The sequence below is a fragment of the Rossellomorea aquimaris TF-12 genome, from assembly GCF_001648555.1.
In the GTDB taxonomy this organism is placed as follows: domain Bacteria; phylum Bacillota; class Bacilli; order Bacillales; family Bacillaceae_B; genus Rossellomorea; species Rossellomorea aquimaris.
In genome coordinates, this window is sequence record NZ_LQXM01000030.1 from 401,787 (window position 1) to 417,726 (window position 15,940).

General features: G+C 38.5%; 14 protein-coding genes. 2 read left to right on the top strand and 12 right to left on the bottom strand.

The window, feature by feature from the left end:
* Positions 1-13: 13 nt before the first annotated feature.
* From IQI_RS19155 to IQI_RS19185, 7 genes are all read right to left on the bottom strand, one after another.
* Positions 14-937, bottom strand: coding sequence for a hypothetical protein (locus IQI_RS19155; protein ID WP_064094268.1), 924 nt, complete (start codon positions 935-937; stop codon positions 14-16).
* Positions 938-1,211: 274 nt separating this feature from the next.
* Entirely contained in the window at positions 1,212-1,844 is a 633-nt protein-coding gene (locus IQI_RS19160) for a response regulator transcription factor (RefSeq protein ID WP_064094269.1), read from the bottom strand.
* Positions 1,837-2,886 (bottom strand): sensor histidine kinase, encoded by a 1,050-nt coding sequence (locus IQI_RS19165; protein ID WP_064094270.1) that lies wholly within the window; start codon positions 2,884-2,886, stop codon positions 1,837-1,839. The genes IQI_RS19160 and IQI_RS19165 overlap by 8 nt, the downstream gene beginning before the upstream one ends.
* Positions 2,883-3,614: a cell wall-active antibiotics response protein LiaF gene (gene liaF / locus IQI_RS19170; protein ID WP_064094271.1), complete on the bottom strand. Its 732-nt coding sequence runs from the start codon at positions 3,612-3,614 to the stop codon at positions 2,883-2,885. Before liaF ends, IQI_RS19165 begins: the two co-directional genes overlap by 4 nt.
* Positions 3,615-3,728: 114 nt before the next feature.
* Positions 3,729-4,379, bottom strand: coding sequence for a PspA/IM30 family protein (locus tag IQI_RS19175; protein ID WP_064094272.1), 651 nt, complete (start codon positions 4,377-4,379; stop codon positions 3,729-3,731).
* A 15-nt stretch (positions 4,380-4,394) separates the two neighbouring features.
* The gene (locus IQI_RS19180) at positions 4,395-4,742 is read right to left on the bottom strand and encodes a lmo0954 family membrane protein (RefSeq protein WP_064094273.1); all 348 of its coding nucleotides are present in this window, start codon (positions 4,740-4,742) and stop codon (positions 4,395-4,397) included.
* 612 nt (positions 4,743-5,354) lie between these two features.
* Positions 5,355-7,142, bottom strand: a complete 1,788-nt coding sequence (locus IQI_RS19185) for a M3 family oligoendopeptidase (RefSeq protein ID WP_064094274.1) — start codon at positions 7,140-7,142, stop codon at positions 5,355-5,357.
* 201 nt (positions 7,143-7,343) lie between these two features.
* On the opposite strand from IQI_RS19185, the gene IQI_RS19190 reads away from it, so the two are divergent.
* Together IQI_RS19190 and IQI_RS21230 are read left to right on the top strand one after the other, a co-directional pair.
* Complete coding sequence (locus IQI_RS19190) at positions 7,344-8,063, top strand: tryptophan-rich sensory protein (RefSeq protein ID WP_064094275.1); 720 nt, start codon at positions 7,344-7,346, stop codon at positions 8,061-8,063.
* 54 nt (positions 8,064-8,117) lie between these two features.
* Positions 8,118-8,252: a hypothetical protein gene (locus IQI_RS21230; RefSeq protein WP_268874517.1), complete on the top strand. Its 135-nt coding sequence runs from the start codon at positions 8,118-8,120 to the stop codon at positions 8,250-8,252.
* A 93-nt stretch (positions 8,253-8,345) separates the two neighbouring features.
* Here IQI_RS21230 and IQI_RS19195 read toward each other — a convergent pair whose 3' ends face one another.
* The 5 genes from IQI_RS19195 to IQI_RS19215 all read right to left on the bottom strand — a co-directional run bounded on the left by IQI_RS19195 (position 8,346) and on the right by IQI_RS19215 (position 15,938).
* A complete protein-coding gene (locus IQI_RS19195; protein WP_064094276.1) occupies positions 8,346-10,256 on the bottom strand; it encodes a cation:proton antiporter in 1,911 nt (636 codons plus the stop codon).
* A gap of 431 nt (positions 10,257-10,687) precedes the next feature.
* Positions 10,688-12,010, bottom strand: a complete 1,323-nt coding sequence (locus IQI_RS19200) for an oligosaccharide flippase family protein (RefSeq protein ID WP_064094277.1) — start codon at positions 12,008-12,010, stop codon at positions 10,688-10,690.
* A 389-nt stretch (positions 12,011-12,399) separates the two neighbouring features.
* Positions 12,400-13,740: a glycoside hydrolase family 30 protein gene (locus IQI_RS19205; RefSeq protein ID WP_064094462.1), complete on the bottom strand. Its 1,341-nt coding sequence runs from the start codon at positions 13,738-13,740 to the stop codon at positions 12,400-12,402.
* Positions 13,740-15,107 (bottom strand): GH1 family beta-glucosidase, encoded by a 1,368-nt coding sequence (locus IQI_RS19210; protein ID WP_064094278.1) that lies wholly within the window; start codon positions 15,105-15,107, stop codon positions 13,740-13,742. Before IQI_RS19210 ends, IQI_RS19205 begins: the two co-directional genes overlap by 1 nt.
* A gap of 15 nt (positions 15,108-15,122) precedes the next feature.
* On the bottom strand, positions 15,123-15,938 hold the full coding sequence (locus IQI_RS19215; protein ID WP_064094463.1) for a carbohydrate ABC transporter permease: 816 nt from the start codon (positions 15,936-15,938) through the stop codon (positions 15,123-15,125).
* Positions 15,939-15,940: the final 2 nt, after the last annotated feature.

The window sequence follows — 15,940 nt, forward strand, 5'->3', positions numbered from 1 at the left end:
GGAAATAGGTTCATTATTGAACTGCATTATAGTCATCGATCATTTCATTTAAGTCGTCTCCATCATGTCTTGTTTTTAAATCCAGGAACATAACACCGTAACCTACCGCGAACACCATTCCTGTAAACAATGAAACCAGATTAATAATCATGCCATACACTACACTGTTTCCTAGTAGAGCTCCAAATGACAATTCAAAGGCAATGCTTACGATTCCAACAATGAGTGAGAATATAATATATAATCCCATAAGCACCCACGTGCGTTTTTTAGTTAGTGTCCAACTTCTTGAAATTCCTGGTGCATCATTTTCTAATACAACCGCCCCAAAGTAAAAGCTCCAACGAGTCAGTAAGTAAGCAATTCCTACAGCAACGGCTAAAAATGCGATAATAGCAAAGATGATACCAACTGAAGGCTCCATAAAGACTCCAAATACTCCACCACCTATACCAATTATGATCATTGGCACAACGATGAGTCCAAAAACAATAAGTCCAAATAAAATACTGCTTCCAATGATCGGCCAAAAACGAGAGAATGCTTGTTTAATAACCTTCTTGACAGTATACTCTTCATTTTTGCGAATATGATTTAAGGCAAAAAGGATAGCCGCTTCTGCGACAGGTAATAGAATAATAGCAATCAAACCAATTAATGCAATTCCTATTTCTGCTGCCATATTGATGGGTTCTGACACAGCAACTGTTTCTGTATTAAAGCTATTTATAATATCCTCAATCCAGTTCCCACTATTACCGGCAGCTCTAAAGAAGCTCGTGCCTGCTGCTAATTGGATGAGTCCTTGTAGTAAATAAACAGGTCCTACTAATATTAAATAAATCAGAAAAAAGTCTTTAAAGCGATTTTTACTTAATCGAAACGTATGGTCCAGTATTTCACCAAACCCTTTTGGTCTACTAAATTGTTCATTCATACTTTTACCCCCATTAATAAATATTCAAAAATTGACAATATATCGTTTATTTTACCATTAATTATCCTATTTCGGTCTAGTAATGTAATATTTTGTTATTATTTCCACTTCGCACCCTCCCTCCTTTCATTCATATCTTCGATTGGAGGGATTATGACTTTATTAGAGGTAATTTTTCAATACGATTTCTTCAATGGCTTTGTCAAACCACCCCTTTCTTTCCTATACGAAAAAGAGACCCAAAAAGTTTTATTTTTCAGGTCCCTTTTTTCATTTATTTAACTAAATCATGCTTGAAGGCGTAAATGACTGCTTGTGTTCTATCTTGAACATTTAGTTTTGAAAGGATATTGCTTACGTGAGTTTTCACTGTTTTCAATGCAATAAACAATTCATCGGCAATTTCTTGATTGGTCTTTCCTTGTGTCATAAGAAGAAGGATTTCCAGTTCACGATTTGTTAGTTCTTCGTGGGGCTTAGAGACTGTTCTCTGTCTCATTCTTGTCATCATCTTTCCTGTCACTTCCGGCTCTAAAATCGACTGACCACTATATGTTTTCCGAACAGCTTCTGCAATTTCACTTGCCTTTGACGTTTTCAGCATATAGCTGACAGCTCCAGCTTCAAGCGCAGGATACACCTTATCATCATCTAAAAAGCTCGTTACGATAATAATTTTGGCGTCCGGCCATTGCTGAATGATTTCTTTCGTTGCTTGAATTCCGTCCACTTCCTTCATCACGAGGTCCATTAAAACAATATCTGGACGTAATTCGAGGGCTAGCTTTACTCCTTCTTTTCCATCGGATGCTTCACCTATCACTTCGATATCATTTTGAGCTGAAAGATAGGATGATACACCAATCCGAACCATTTCATGGTCATCAACAAATACTACACTAATCATTTTTTTCACCTACATCCTCGATTACGGGTACCTTAACTTCCAAGCGCGTTCCTTTGTTGGGTACACTTATAATTTTAAACGTTCCACCAATTTCAATGGCTCGCTCTCTCATATTTTGAAGTCCATAAGAGCTAGTCACTTTCGATTCATTTACATCAAATCCTTGCCCATCATCCACTACCCGAAGAATGATGATGGATTCTCTTTTGATCAAGCGAACGTCAAGGGACGTCGCTTTTGCATGCCGAAGAGTATTGGAAACAGACTCCTGCAAAATTCTGAACAAGTGATCCTCAACCCCTTTATCAAGAGGCATATCTTCGACTTTCCATTCAATATCCAATGGAACTTTCTGTGATAATTCGACCAGTAGCTCCTTCATTCCTTCTTGAAGATTTTTTCCCTTTAGAGCAACGGGACGAAGGTGGAGAAGAAGAGCTCTCATTTCCAGCTGAGATTGATGAATCATTTCCTCTACCATGCCCAGCTGTTTTTCCTCGTGTAACGAGCGAGTGGACGATGGGGTTTCAGTAATAGCTGACATCAGCATAGAAGCGGCAAATAACTGCTGACTAACGGAATCATGAAGCTCTCTTGCTAGACGATTTCGTTCCTGTGAAACAATTTCTTGAATTCTCTTTTCTTGTTCTTCTGCTTTTTCATTGGCCAGTTTTTGAGAGTACCGGGTTTGATCTGCAATATGCTTTCTTAAGGTATCAACCTTTTTCCAAACTTGTTGTAATTCTGTCGTGGTAGCTTCAGGAATTGAAACCGTTCTCCCTTGTTCCACCTGCATAAGGGCGTCTTCAATTTCTCCCAGCTGCTTTTTATTCGTTAAGCCTGATTGAATGCCAAACCCTACTCCCAGGAGCAAAGTGACTACAAGAATAAAGACGCCTCCTGGGATATCCATCATTTGAACCTCCCAGAGGAGAGACCAATCCTCTAATGGATATAAGTAAAAGAATGAGATAGCCAGGAAGACCAGGACCAAGAGGGAAAAAAGTAAACCGGCAACTATTTGTTTTCCGACTGTACTCATATTCTCTTCACCTCTAAATCACCAATCCACATAGAGGTAACAATTTTCACCTTCTGAACAGCTGTATCATATCCTGGAGTTTGATAGTACAAGGATTGATTAATAGCCTTTGGTTCCACTTGATCAAACAGTTCAATTGATCCAGCTAAAATTGAGTGATGAACGCTGACTTCCACATCATAGGGAACTAAAATTTCAATATTTCCTAAAATGTTTCGAATGGTTACAACGGTAGTTCCTTTCGGTAGCACCGTATTTCCCATGTCAATCACAGAATCTCCTATCAGACCTTGAATATTAATGTCGTTCCATTCGTACACATCTTCTGGTGTTCTCTTTGGTCCGAACCACTCGTTTTGGATAGCTGATTTCTTCATCACCAGTGGTTCTTGTGACTGGGTAAAGGTGTCTTTTATGGAAGGTGTAATATACTTAGGATGCTTTTTGGAATCCGCAAAACGAACGATTATGAAAAGTAAAATAGCAAAAAGTAAAAATTTAAAGGCCACCGTATTCAGTATATTGATGGCTAAGCTAATGATCCCAAACCATAATAGAAGCTTACCTGACGTTTTGGGTAATCTTTTTCTTCCAATATAAATACAAAATGCAGCGAGTACCAGAAAGACGAGAACCCCCCCATCATAAAAGGAGACTTCTAAAAGAATGAGTAATGTACCAATCAAAATAATCCAACTAATTCCATCTGACCGTAAACGATTGAACAAGGGGGTTCCTCCTTTCCGAATATATGTAATGGATCTTTCCCTTGAAATCATGAAAGGGGGTGAACCTTTTGGCTCCCCCTTTATTACTAACTAGAACTAGAATACCATGTTTTTTTATGAAAGTGCTGCCGTTTCCTCTTTTTTCATTTCTTTTTCCAATTTTGCTATTTTAGCATCGATGGTGTTTCGATAATAGGATGAGTTTACTCCATACTCTAACTGATCTAAATACGTTTCTATTTCGTTAAATTTTGAAAATGTCTGATCGTTATAGCTTGAGGATGATTCTAGTACTGAATTCATTTTATTATGCGCTCGAGCAATGTTCTCTCGGCCCATCAGTTCCATTCGCTTAATATACATATCCTTTAATTTATGTTTCATCTCTTCATATTTGCGTTCTAATTCTTGAAGTTCCTTAGAAGCATTTATTTTCGACTCAGCGATCCGTTCCACACGTTCTTCGTAATACGTTTGTTCTTGACGTGCAAACTCATACAGCTCATCTTCGTTGGCACTTGAAGCGACTTCTGCTTGATATTTTCGTTTTTCAGCTAGCTTAGACGCTTGCTCATATTCTTTTCGAAATTCCTCTTTCAGAAGATATTGCCTTTTCACGAGCTTTCTAACTTTTTCTACCTCTTGCTCACATTGTCTTAAGTATTGGTTTAAGACGGCTATCGGATTTTTCTTTTCTTTCTTATCTAATGCTTCGTGCAGGTCAGACATGACCGTATTTTTCATTCTCTCAAATAAGTTTGCCATATATTGAACTCTCCTTTAGTTTTTGTTTAATTGAGACCATTCTCTTTCAAAATTTTTGAATGGATCAGTTGTTTTTTCTTGAACAATATTCTCTTCTTTTTTCCAGTTCTTATAGATGATGTAGAGGATGTATAGAGCGACTAAACCGATAAGGGCTGGAAAATTAGATACGGTAGCACTGAATGCCGCTAATCCAATCAAGGCCCAGATGATTTTTTTAAATGTGGAGTCGGATTTCACAAACTCCTTGAAGCTGTAATACATAATCAATAAGCTAATGGCTAACCCGACAATCGGTCCTAAATTAGCAAGCAGGACGATGGCGGCAATCCCTCCAGCTACTAGCAATCCAAATTTTTTCATATGTTATTGCCTCCTTTCTTCTTCATGTCTCTATCCTACCTACTTTTTGAATTTCTCATAACGAGCTCGAGCTTTATTTTCTAATAGGACTTGAGACTTAGTGGGAGTAGGACTGGGTTGAGTGGCAGGGGTTTGTTATGTAAACTTTGTTGTTAATGAGACCAATCAGAAAGAGTGTAATATATGTATATTTTTGGAAAATGACTTATATCATTTGGCAAACGGCTCATAAAATCGGAAAATGGCTTAAAAAATTTCAAAACGGCTTATAAATCAGAATTCCGGCTTATAAGATGGAAGTCGAAGGTGTGGACTTTAAAAAAGTTCACATAAAGAATCGTATTAACTGACACCTAAGCTGCGTCTTGAGTAGAAATACGAGTTATTTTATTACTAAAGCAGACGAATGAACCCCTGATTTCATGTATCAGAACGTGTATAGTGGGTAAGCATTGAACTATTCCAAGGATATCAACTTGCCAAGTATGAACCCTTACGGTAGTACATTCTCAGCCAAACACTAATGGAATGAACCATGGCCAGAACTCATGGTATAAAACATTCTTGAAATAAAAGAAGGTCCGTCCTCAAGAGAGGGACGGACCTAAATGTTTAGTTTGTTAGTTCAAGGAATTCTTCTGCGTCTTTGATGCAAAGTTGAATCCCTTTTTCCCAGAAGGCTTCTTTGGTGATATCTTCGCCAAGGTGTTTCATGGCTAGCTCTTCGACGTTCATGACTGCTGTATCTCGAAGAAGAGACATGTATTTTTCTTCATAGCTTTCATTGGATTCCAATGCCTTCGCGTAAATACTTAAAGAGAATAAGTATCCGAAAGTGTACGGGAAGTTATAGAATGGTACTCCCGTGATATAGAAATGAAGCTTCGATGCCCAGAAGCGAGGATGCACTTCTCCAAGTGCACCAGCAAATCCTTCTTTTTGTGCTTCGACCATTAGCTCATTTAACTTTTCAGAAGAAACCATCCCTTTTTGACGTTCTTCATAGAAACGTGTTTCAAATAAGAAACGAGAATGAATGTTCATGAAGAATGCAACACTCCGTTGAAGCTTGTCCTCAACTAAAGCAATCTTTTCTTCTTTCGTCTCTGCTTCTTTTACCGCTGCATCTGCTACAATCATTTCGGCAAAGGTAGAAGCCGTTTCTGCTACGTTCATAGCATAGTTTCGATTTAATGTATGCATTGGTCTAAGGGCGTAGGAATGAAATGCATGGCCTAATTCATGGGCAAGTGTAGACACATTTGACATAGAGCCTGAATACGTCATAAAGATACGGGATTGATCACTCAGTGGAAACGACGTACAGAAACCTCCTGGACGCTTCCCTGGACGATCTTCAGCTTCAATCCAGTTATCCTCAAATGCTTTTTCGGCAAATTGAGACATCTCACTACCAAAGCGTGAGAACTGCTTTAAAATAAATTTTGCACCTTCATCATAGGACATAGTGCTTGTTGACTCTGCAACTGGTGCATCCAAGTCGTACCAATCCAAGTTCTCTTTGCCTAGCATTTTGGCTTTTCTCTCTAAATATTTTACAAACGGAGCTTTATGTTTTGATATGGCTCCCCACATTGCATCAAGTGTTTCCTGCTTCATGCGGTTGTATTCTAAAGGCTCCTTTAAAATTTCTTCCCAGCCTCGTTTTTTATAGACACTTAATCTAAATCCACCTAAGTGATTGAGCGTACGGGCAAACAATTCCTCATTTTGCTCCCAAGACTTTTCAAGCTTCTCAAACACCTCTTTACGTGTTTTGGGATCTGGACTCGATAACAAATTATTTGCTTGACCTACGGATAACTTTTTTCCATCATGGGGTATTTCCATAGAGCCTACAATGGTGTCATACATCTGACCCCACCCATGATAGCCATCGACTGCCAGAGCTTGTATGAGTGACTCTTCAGTGCTTGAAAGTTTATCCTTTGCTTTTTGTCTCCATTCGTTTAACACAAACTCAATCTGACTCAGGTTCTCATCTTGTAAAAGTTCGTTCCAAATGTCCTCTGAGCAATCTGACAGCTGTTGTTGAAATTTTGTGAAGGTAGAAGAAAAGTCTGCACTTAAGCTCGTTACTTCTCCTCTCAAAGAATCTGCTTTTCTATCATGCATGTTTTGCGCTTCTAAACACCCGACAAAGGCACCTGCTTGACGTAAATAAAGCATCACTTCTTTTGCTTCTTCAATCAAATTCCAAATCAATGTGCTGTCCTTTTTGGACTGAGGAGGATAAAAGGCAGATGCATTTTCCTCAAAATGATTTTTCTTTTCTTTCAAAGCTTCGAGATGCTGTCGAAACTCCTGTGACTCACTTCCACCTTTAAAAAAAACATCTAAATCCCAAACATCAGAATATGTATTATTTGTATGATTCATAATGGCCCCCTAATTTTCTCTATAAATTCTGTCTTATTTCTAATTCTCGATTGAAGTGTGAAATCCTTTAATGAATTACTCTCTCTCTTTTCTTAAACTCTCTCAAAAAAGGTTATGAATATGGCAAAAGTGGAATAGTAATAAAAAAATGATAAACTAACAAGCCTTTTCACACACAATAAGAATCGAGGAGGAATGACGTTGAAAAAATTAATTCTGAACATTTTTGCTTTCGCTTTGGTCATTGTGATGAACACCTTAGCTGTGACCTTGCCTTTAAATAATCAATCTACCCAAGAAATTAGTGACAGACTCGATATTATGATTACACCTGCGGGGTATGTGTTCTCTATTTGGAGTCTCATATATTTACTCCTTGCCATTTGGATTATCCGTCAAATCCCGAAAACAAGAAAGAACCTTCCTCTTTATCAGGAATCGAGCGGCCTATTTGTGCTTAGCTGTTTATTGAATTCCACTTGGATATTAGTATGGCATTATAATTATTTTTTAGTTTCTGTATTAATTATGTTAGGACTGCTTCTCACTCTTATCGCCCTTTATAAACGAGTGAAACATGCAAGTCCGTCCCTCCTGGATTTTGCTCCATTTTCTATATATTTAGGATGGATATCGATTGCGACGATCGTAAATATTACGTACTATTTGACGGATATCGGCTGGGATGGTTTTGGTATTTCAGATAGTGTTTGGGCATTTGCTGGTCTTGTTGTGGCTACGATTCTTGCCTTTTGGTTTCGAATCCGTGAGAAGGATTGGTTGTTCCCCCTTGTATTTGTTTGGGCCTTTGTTGGAATAGGAGTTAAAAATGGAGTTGATCATACAACATTCTCATACGTTGCTTATGCTTTAGCTGTAGTTATTTTGGTTTTTAACTTCTTTTATCACCGTAAAAAATAGATGTCGTATAGAATACCTCCTTCTGACTTACATTAAGTCTTAGGGGGTGTTTTTGTGACTGAACAAAAGAAAAGCCAAACGATTGCAGGTACAGATATTGATGAAGTAAAGCGCCAGAATCAAAACTCAGGATTGACGTACAATCAAATAAAGCAGATTCTCGGTGAAAAGTATACTGGAAAGAAGTAAGATAAAATATTTGTCAAAGTCCCCATCAAGAATATCTTTTAGAATGCTGGCTCTGTTCCAAAACAGCGTTGGTATAAGAAAAGCGTCGACTGTCTAGTCGACGCTTTCTTCATCGTGATATATTCTCTCTTCCTTAGCTTGTTTTTCATCTATCGCTTGCTGTTCTTTTTTTCGTTGAACCGTTAATTTTTCTTGAATCTTATTGAACTCTTTATGAGGCTTAGTAAGACTAATAATAACATCCCCTTGTTCTATTTTAGGAGATGCGCCTTCTGTAAAGAATTCAATCTTTCCAGTAGGCTTGAAGGCAAACATAAGTAATGTTCCTTCGTCCCTCTCTTGTAGATAGGATTCAAACGTGTATTTTTCCGTGATATTGGTTTTTCTTAAAATGTCTCCCCGTTCCACTCTCTTATTTAATTCCTCCCATGTAACATGATCTTGGAATAGAATACGTCCGCCGATCGTATGAACCATGTCCTCGAGGTCATCCCCCCGTTGACTCCGCAAGCTTAATTGGAACAAGTTGTTTCGTCCAATTTCAGGAACAAACGTTGTGCAAACAAGGGCATTATAAGAATCTAATTCTGTGGCTGCAATCATGTATTCATATGGTGTCATGTCTAAGTAATACTCCGTTTGTTCAGAAAGAATCTCTCCTCGATAGAAGGGAATTCCCGCCTTACGCACTGAAAACAGACGTTGCCACGATGAATCTGCAATCAAGACTGGCACCTTCAGCTCTTGAAGAGTTTTCGCAAATTCAGTGCTAAAACTGCTTCCACCGACAATAATGACACCCGGTCTGTCATCAATGGCTAAATCAAGCTTCTTAGCCATCCATTTAATTGAAAATCCATGGGCACAAACTGTAGAAAACACAAGAGCAAAGGTTAAGGATGTCAAAATCGCCGCGTCCTCAAAGCCCTTATCCAACAATACGGATGCAAAATAACCTGATACCGTTAAAGCTACTATTCCTCTGGGAGCAATCCAACCGATAAGAAGTTTTTCTTTGTTTGAGAGGTCCGTCCCTATCGTAGATAACCAAATTGAAAGAGGGCGGACTACGAATAGCATAAGTAGCACGAAAGCGATGATCTTCCAATTAAAGATTTCCAAAAGGGTATCGACTTTAAGTGATGCAGTCAGCATAACGAATATAGTTGAGATTAATAGTACTGAAATATTTTCTTTAAAGTGACGCATATCATCAATAGAAGAGATATGCATATTTGCCAAGGTCATTCCCATGGCTGTAACAGCCAATAATCCTGTTTCATGAGTGATTTGGTCTGAAATGGTAAAACAGGCAAGGACGAGTGCAAATACTACTGGTGATTTTAAAAACTCAGGCACATGACCTTTATCATAAATAAACCCTGTGAATCTTCCTAAACCCCAACCAAACAATACAGCAAATAGAGAGGCTGCAAAGAATAAAAGTAGGGATAATCCCGTTACATCATCACTGATAAGGAAGTTAATAATTTCAAAAGCAAATACTGCTAGTAATGCGCCAAATGGATCTACTACGATCCCTTCCCATTTTAATATAGCTGCCGGTCTTGGTTTCAACTTAGCTTGTCTTAATAATGGGAGAATAACGGTAGGCCCTGTTACAATGAACAATCCCCCGATAACAAAAGCTACTGCCCAAGATAGCCCTGCAACATAATGGGCTCCAAGTGAACCCAGAATCCAGGCTAAAAGGGCTCCGAATGTAACAATTCGAAAAACTGGCTTTCCTAAACCCTTTACTTCTCGGAAATCAAGATTCAAACTACCTTCAAATAATATAATGGCAACGGCCATAGAAATGATTGGCTTAAATACTTCTCCAAAATCATCCTTTGGATCGATAAAGCCAAATATCGGTCCTACTAAAAGACCAACTATGGACATGACCACAATTGCAGGAAACCTAAACCTCCAGGCAAGCCATTGGGATGCAATTCCTAGTACTCCGACTAACATGATGTTGAAAAGAATAGAATCAATCATAGCTTTCTCCTTTGAAGGTTATGAAATCAGTCATCATAACAAGTAATGATAGTATGTATCGATTTTCCCTTTATTACTGATTACAAGTATCTTATAAGGTTCGACCCTTTTAATGCAAAACAAACGCTTGATCAACTGTTTATTCATGATTATTTATGAGTGCGGTTCTTTTTAAAACAAAGCATTTCGTATTATTGTACTATTGAAATAGTTTGTGAAAGTAAACCGTTGTTAAAAAAGTTGATTGAATCGGAAGGTGCGAGATTCCTGCGGGAAAAGTGGGACAGGTGAGCCCCCACAGGCGCTTGCGCCGAGGAGCTCACCGCCCGCCCCGCGGAAAGCGAGCACCTGGAGCGAAAATCAACCACACCTATCTTCAATACCAACAAAGTTCATAAAATGAACCTAAATAAATACCACGCTTTTATAGTTTACATTTTAATCATAGGTTTTAACCAAAGAGTCGTTTCCAATTCTCTACATATTGTAAAATAATGCAGGAGCGTAATGAGTACTGCTCCTGCATTCATTCCCATAATCACTCCTTCCATTCCTAATTGGAGCTCAGAGCCAAGTAAATAAATGAAAGAGAAAGAAAATATGCTGGACCAAATCGTATGAAGCAGTGCATCCTTTACGAGCCCTAATCCAATTAAAAATGCTTGTAAAGGTAGCACTAAAAAGTGAAAGAGAAAATACGGCCATAATAACTTTAAATAATAGGCTGAGTACAAGGAATGAAAAAACGTTTCTGTTATGTAATCCCCAATATAATAGTAAATAAATACAGCCGGAATTCCATAACCCAGGGTCATCCACATCACCTGCTTCAGATGAGTCAGGATTCCTGTTATATCATTAGATGAAACCTTCTCTGAGATCGTTGGAATTAAAACAATCAGCATGGAAAAAGCAATAAATGCTGGAAAGAATCCAATGGTCAGAGCAATTCCAGCTACCATTCCAAAATGCTCGTTTGCTTCGATTCCGTTCATTCCTGATTGTATAAGTGTCCACTTAATAAGAAATGGCTGTATGGCGTGAGTGAATGCATGAAAAATCCTTAATATCGTTGTAGGGACAGAAACAGATAAAATTGAATTTCTCATTTCAACCTGAGATAAGTTTATATGTTTATTCTTCCTTTTACCCTTAATCTCAATAAAGTAAGCATGGAGTAAATACGCAAATACGAATGCCTCGCTGGCAATTAATGTGCACAAAGCAATAAAAATAGATGTATCAATTCCAAAGGATAGAAAATGATAAATAGAGATCAATAATAAAAGCTGTATTCCTTTCCGCAAAAAATTTGCAGCGGCTATTTTCCCCATCTGTTGGATTCCCATGAAATATCCTCTAGTGATAGAGGTAAACGCTACAATCGGGACAACCAACAGAATGAGCCAGGGAATGCCAGGGTGGTACCCTTGAAATAACGGTGTTGAAGATAGAATGAAGGTTAGGATTAAAAGTAAAACAATGATCGTAATAACAGCAAACCGAAATGCATAATGAAGCATCCCCCTATGATACCTCTCCTCCCGTTCAGCAAAAAACTTAGACAGGCTAATAGGCAGCTCCATGCTGGACAGAATAACTATCAAAAAAACTGTCGGTAATATGGACATATATGTACCAAGACCCGCTTCCCCAAGCTCACGAGCCAAAATCATATTAATCACAAATTCCAAACATTCACCTACAAAAGCTGTCGCAATCAATACCAACGTACCCCTTAAAAACACACTCATGCTTCATACCCTACCTTTATTTAGGATGGTCTATTCTATGATGGTTGTCCATGGAATATGTAGGCGCACGCACTTCTCTAATTGGTCTTAAGGTGAATTTTAAGGCGTAGGCATATAAAAAGCTGTACCCGGAAATTTTGTTGCTTCTAAAATAGAGAGTGATAGTTGATTTCTGCTCCAATCAACTTTCTAGGCGTGAATTCTTTATAAACCTAAAATAAATACAAAGTGAGCAGTAGTCCATTCTTGCTTTTGTCGCTAATTAGCTTGTCAACGCATTCTCATATAGATGACAGAGGCATTGGAAGCTTTTATAAAGAAGACAAAAAAACTGACTTAAACATAGCAGAAGCTAAGTAAAGTCAGTCCATCTTGAATAGAATTCACTATTATTTTATTAGGAGGGTTGTGATCGAATGGGCAGGAAGCAGAGTATTTATTCTTCCTTCCGAACACATAAGTGATGTCGTTTGCTCTTCATCTGTCTCATTCATCATTACAACAACAATCTCTCCGTCTACATTTTCAAAGGCTGTTACAAGAATGCTTTCAACTGGAACATGGCATGAAATCCTTCTTGCCCCCGCCTTAATATACTTACTGAAATGTCCAATATAGTAGTAGGAGCTATTATAGTGTACTTGATCCTTCTCCGTATCGACAATAATGGGGGCATCACAGAAATTCCCTACATGGTTGGGTCCACCGTGCTCGTTTAACACCAGGTTCCAATCAATCCATGCTTCAAGGTAATTGTTCAAATCACCCATAATATTTCTGCCATAACGCTCGCCCGTATGCCAAGCTCCTAATTGGACTCCACCTTCTATGCACCCTTCCGTAAAAATTAAATGCTTACTCGGAAAGGCATGATGGACTTTAGAAAGATTTTCAAACTCTTCCGATACATACCAGTGGACACCCGTTCCCCAGACATACTTAGCTGCCTCAGGATCAGATAACACAGTAGAAGCACGCTCAAACACAACATCGCGATTATGATCCCAAATAATCACCTTAACATCCTCATACCCATTTTTTTCGAGGGACGGACCTAGGTAATTTTTGATGAAATCTCTCTCTTCTTCTGCTGAATATAAACAAGAATCCCACACCTGCTTTGCTTCAGGCTCATTCTGAATGGTAATACCCCAAATTGGGATTCCCTCTTCTTCCATAGCATGGATATATTTTGAGTAGTACTCTGCCCATAGAGACTGATATTCAGGTAACAGCTTCCCACCATGATTCATTTCACAGTTTGTTTTCATCCAAGATGGCGGACTCCATGGTGAAGAAACAATGGTTACATCCTCACCCGCTACCTTCATGGCATCCTTGATAAGAGGAATAACCAACTTCCTCTCCCGTTCTATGGAGAAACTCTCTAAAGAAGTATCCTTCTCTTCTACATAAGTGTAGTTTCCTAAAGAAAAATCACAGCTATTAATATGCGTTCTTCCCAATCGATAGCCTAACCCTTCCTTTGGGTCAAAGTAAGAGTGGATGATTTCGTCTCTTTTTTCAGGACTGATCAAAGAAAGCGAATGAGCTGCTGCCTCAGTAAAAGCGCCACCAAATCCAAGCATTTCCTGATATTTCTGCTGTTCATCCAGCTTAATTACGATAGATGAAGATTGAGCCTCTGTACCGAATGTGAGTGGTTCTTTTATTGCGAACCGATCTCCAGTGTCTTTTGTTGTTTGAATCACTTGCACTTTCTTCTTAATCACTTTGTTACTCCTTCATGATCTTCGTAAATGGAATGAGCCTTTTTGTGATCTCTGATGATTTCAGCATATCGATATGCGCTGTCTTTCCAGATTCTTTCTTGTGTATCAAAATCAATATAAAGTATACCGAATCGTTTATCGTACCCGAAGCTCCATTCGAAGTTATCCATAAGAGACCATAAATAGTACCCTTGGATGTTCATTCCATCCTTATTCAATTCAGAAACGGCTTGAAGATGTTGTTCTACATATTCCACTCGCTCTTGGTCATGTACTCTCCCGTTCTCCAAAACATCATCAAATGCTGCTCCGTTTTCTGTAATAAAGATTGGAAGGTCCGTATACTCTTTTCTCAAACGACGAATTAAGTCTTTGAACTCATTAGGTGCAATGTCCCAACCCATTCCCGTCTTCTTATAATCTGAATGTGCTCCTCTATGTAAGAAGTCATTAGCAGCACTAAACTCTACAAGTCCACGGCTATAAAAATTGATCCCAAAAAAATCACATTCTGTTGAAATGAGTTCCATATCACCTGCATGAATGAAATCATAAGAATGGACGTATTTAGAGAATAGGTTCATCATATCCACCGGGTAACTCCCTTTAAATACCGGATCGAGGAACCAACGATTTGAATATCCATCCGCATTGTTTGCTGCAAGTTGATCATTATAGGAATGGCTGTTTGGATAGATTGGAGAAAGATTCAACGTAATCCCAATATCAGTCTTTGATTTAAGCTCTTCCTTTAATAACTTAACCGCTTTCCCGTGAGACACCAGCATATGGTGAACCGCTTTTACTGCTTCATCTAAATTTGTATGTCCCGGGGCATGCACTCCCTGATGATAGCCAAGAAAGCCTGCACACCAAGGTTCATTATGAGTGATCCAAGAATCGATTTCTGCATCTAGCTCGGTAAAACAAACCCTTGCGTAGTCTACAAACCAGTCAACTGAATCTCGGTTGACCCATCCTCCTTCCTCATGTGCCCATAAAGGAAGATCCCAGTGATACAGCGTTACAGCCGGCTTAATTCCTGCTTCTTTCAATTCGCGTATTAGCTTCTTATAAAAATCCATTCCCTCTGGATTGTACTTTCCTTTTTCCGGGAAAATTCTTGGCCACGCAATAGAGAATCGATAGGTATCTACTCCAAGACGTTTAATATGTTGGATGTCCTCTTCATAACGATGATAATGATCGCAAGCTACATCTCCATTGTGTTGCTTATATACTTTCCCTGGAATATCACAAAACATATCCCAGATGGAAGGTGTTCTTCCACCTTCTTTATGAGCTCCTTCAATTTGATACGAAGAAGTTGCTGTGCCAAAAACGAATGTTTTATCAAAATTCATAGTTGTTCCTCTCCCCTATTCCTTAATTGACCCTGCTGAAATACTGTTTACGATATATTTTGATAAGAATAAAAATGCAATCATGATTGGTACAACTGAAATAGCAATACCTAAATACATTGAGCCTAAGTTTTGAGCTACTTGAGAACCTTTTAAGAAGCCCATCAACACTGGTAAGGTGTACTTTTCAGGTGAAAATAAGATCACTAAAGGCATAATGTAGTTATTCCAAGACCCGATAAATGTAAAGATGGACATGGTTGCAACTGCTGGCATCATGATGGGTATGCCGACAGTATGAAAAATTTTGAATTCACTCGCCCCATCAATTCTAGCTGCTTCAATCAGACTGGGATGTAATGTTGTCTGAATATATTGTCTAAGAAAGAAGACCACGAAGGGACTAGCAATCGTTGGAACGATTAAAGGAATAAACGTGTCTAAAATCCCTAGTGTTTTACTTAACTCATAAAAACCAATCAGGCCCAGCTGACCTGGAACCATCATCATGACAAGCATGAATACAAATAAGAAGTTCTTCCCTTTAAATGTATAAAAAGCAAATCCATAGGCTGTCAGGGCTGAGAAATAGCCAGATAAAACCGTGACTAAAACAGAAATAATTAAACTGTTTTTAAATCCCGTCCAAATATTCACGTATTCCATCATGTTCGTGTAGTTTTCTACTAAAGAACTTCCCGGAATCAGCGTGAAACCAGTCAGGATTGCTTCATTTGAACGTGTAGCATTGACTAACATCATTAAAAAGGGAATAAAACAGATGATGGCCAGCATGCATAATGAACCATATATAACCGCTTTTACCATCATGC

Excerpts from the sequence above, each read along its gene's own strand:
- IQI_RS19175 (WP_064094272.1), bottom strand. The coding sequence starts at position 4,379 with ATGGCAAACTTATTTGAGAGAATGAAAAATACGGTCATGTCTGACCTG.
- IQI_RS19215 (WP_064094463.1), bottom strand. The coding sequence starts at position 15,938 with ATGATGGTAAAAGCGGTTATATATGGTTCATTATGCATGCTGGCCATC.
- IQI_RS19155 (WP_064094268.1), bottom strand. The coding sequence starts at position 937 with ATGAATGAACAATTTAGTAGACCAAAAGGGTTTGGTGAAATACTGGAC.
- IQI_RS19200 (WP_064094277.1), bottom strand. The coding sequence starts at position 12,010 with ATGAGTGTGTTTTTAAGGGGTACGTTGGTATTGATTGCGACAGCTTTT.
- IQI_RS19165 (WP_064094270.1), bottom strand. The coding sequence starts at position 2,886 with ATGAGTACAGTCGGAAAACAAATAGTTGCCGGTTTACTTTTTTCCCTC.
- IQI_RS19195 (WP_064094276.1), bottom strand. The coding sequence starts at position 10,256 with ATGATTGATTCTATTCTTTTCAACATCATGTTAGTCGGAGTACTAGGA.
- IQI_RS19180 (WP_064094273.1), bottom strand. The coding sequence starts at position 4,742 with ATGAAAAAATTTGGATTGCTAGTAGCTGGAGGGATTGCCGCCATCGTC.
- IQI_RS19160 (WP_064094269.1), bottom strand. The coding sequence starts at position 1,844 with ATGATTAGTGTAGTATTTGTTGATGACCATGAAATGGTTCGGATTGGT.
- IQI_RS19185 (WP_064094274.1), bottom strand. The coding sequence starts at position 7,142 with ATGAATCATACAAATAATACATATTCTGATGTTTGGGATTTAGATGTT.
- IQI_RS19210 (WP_064094278.1), bottom strand. The coding sequence starts at position 15,107 with ATGAATTTTGATAAAACATTCGTTTTTGGCACAGCAACTTCTTCGTAT.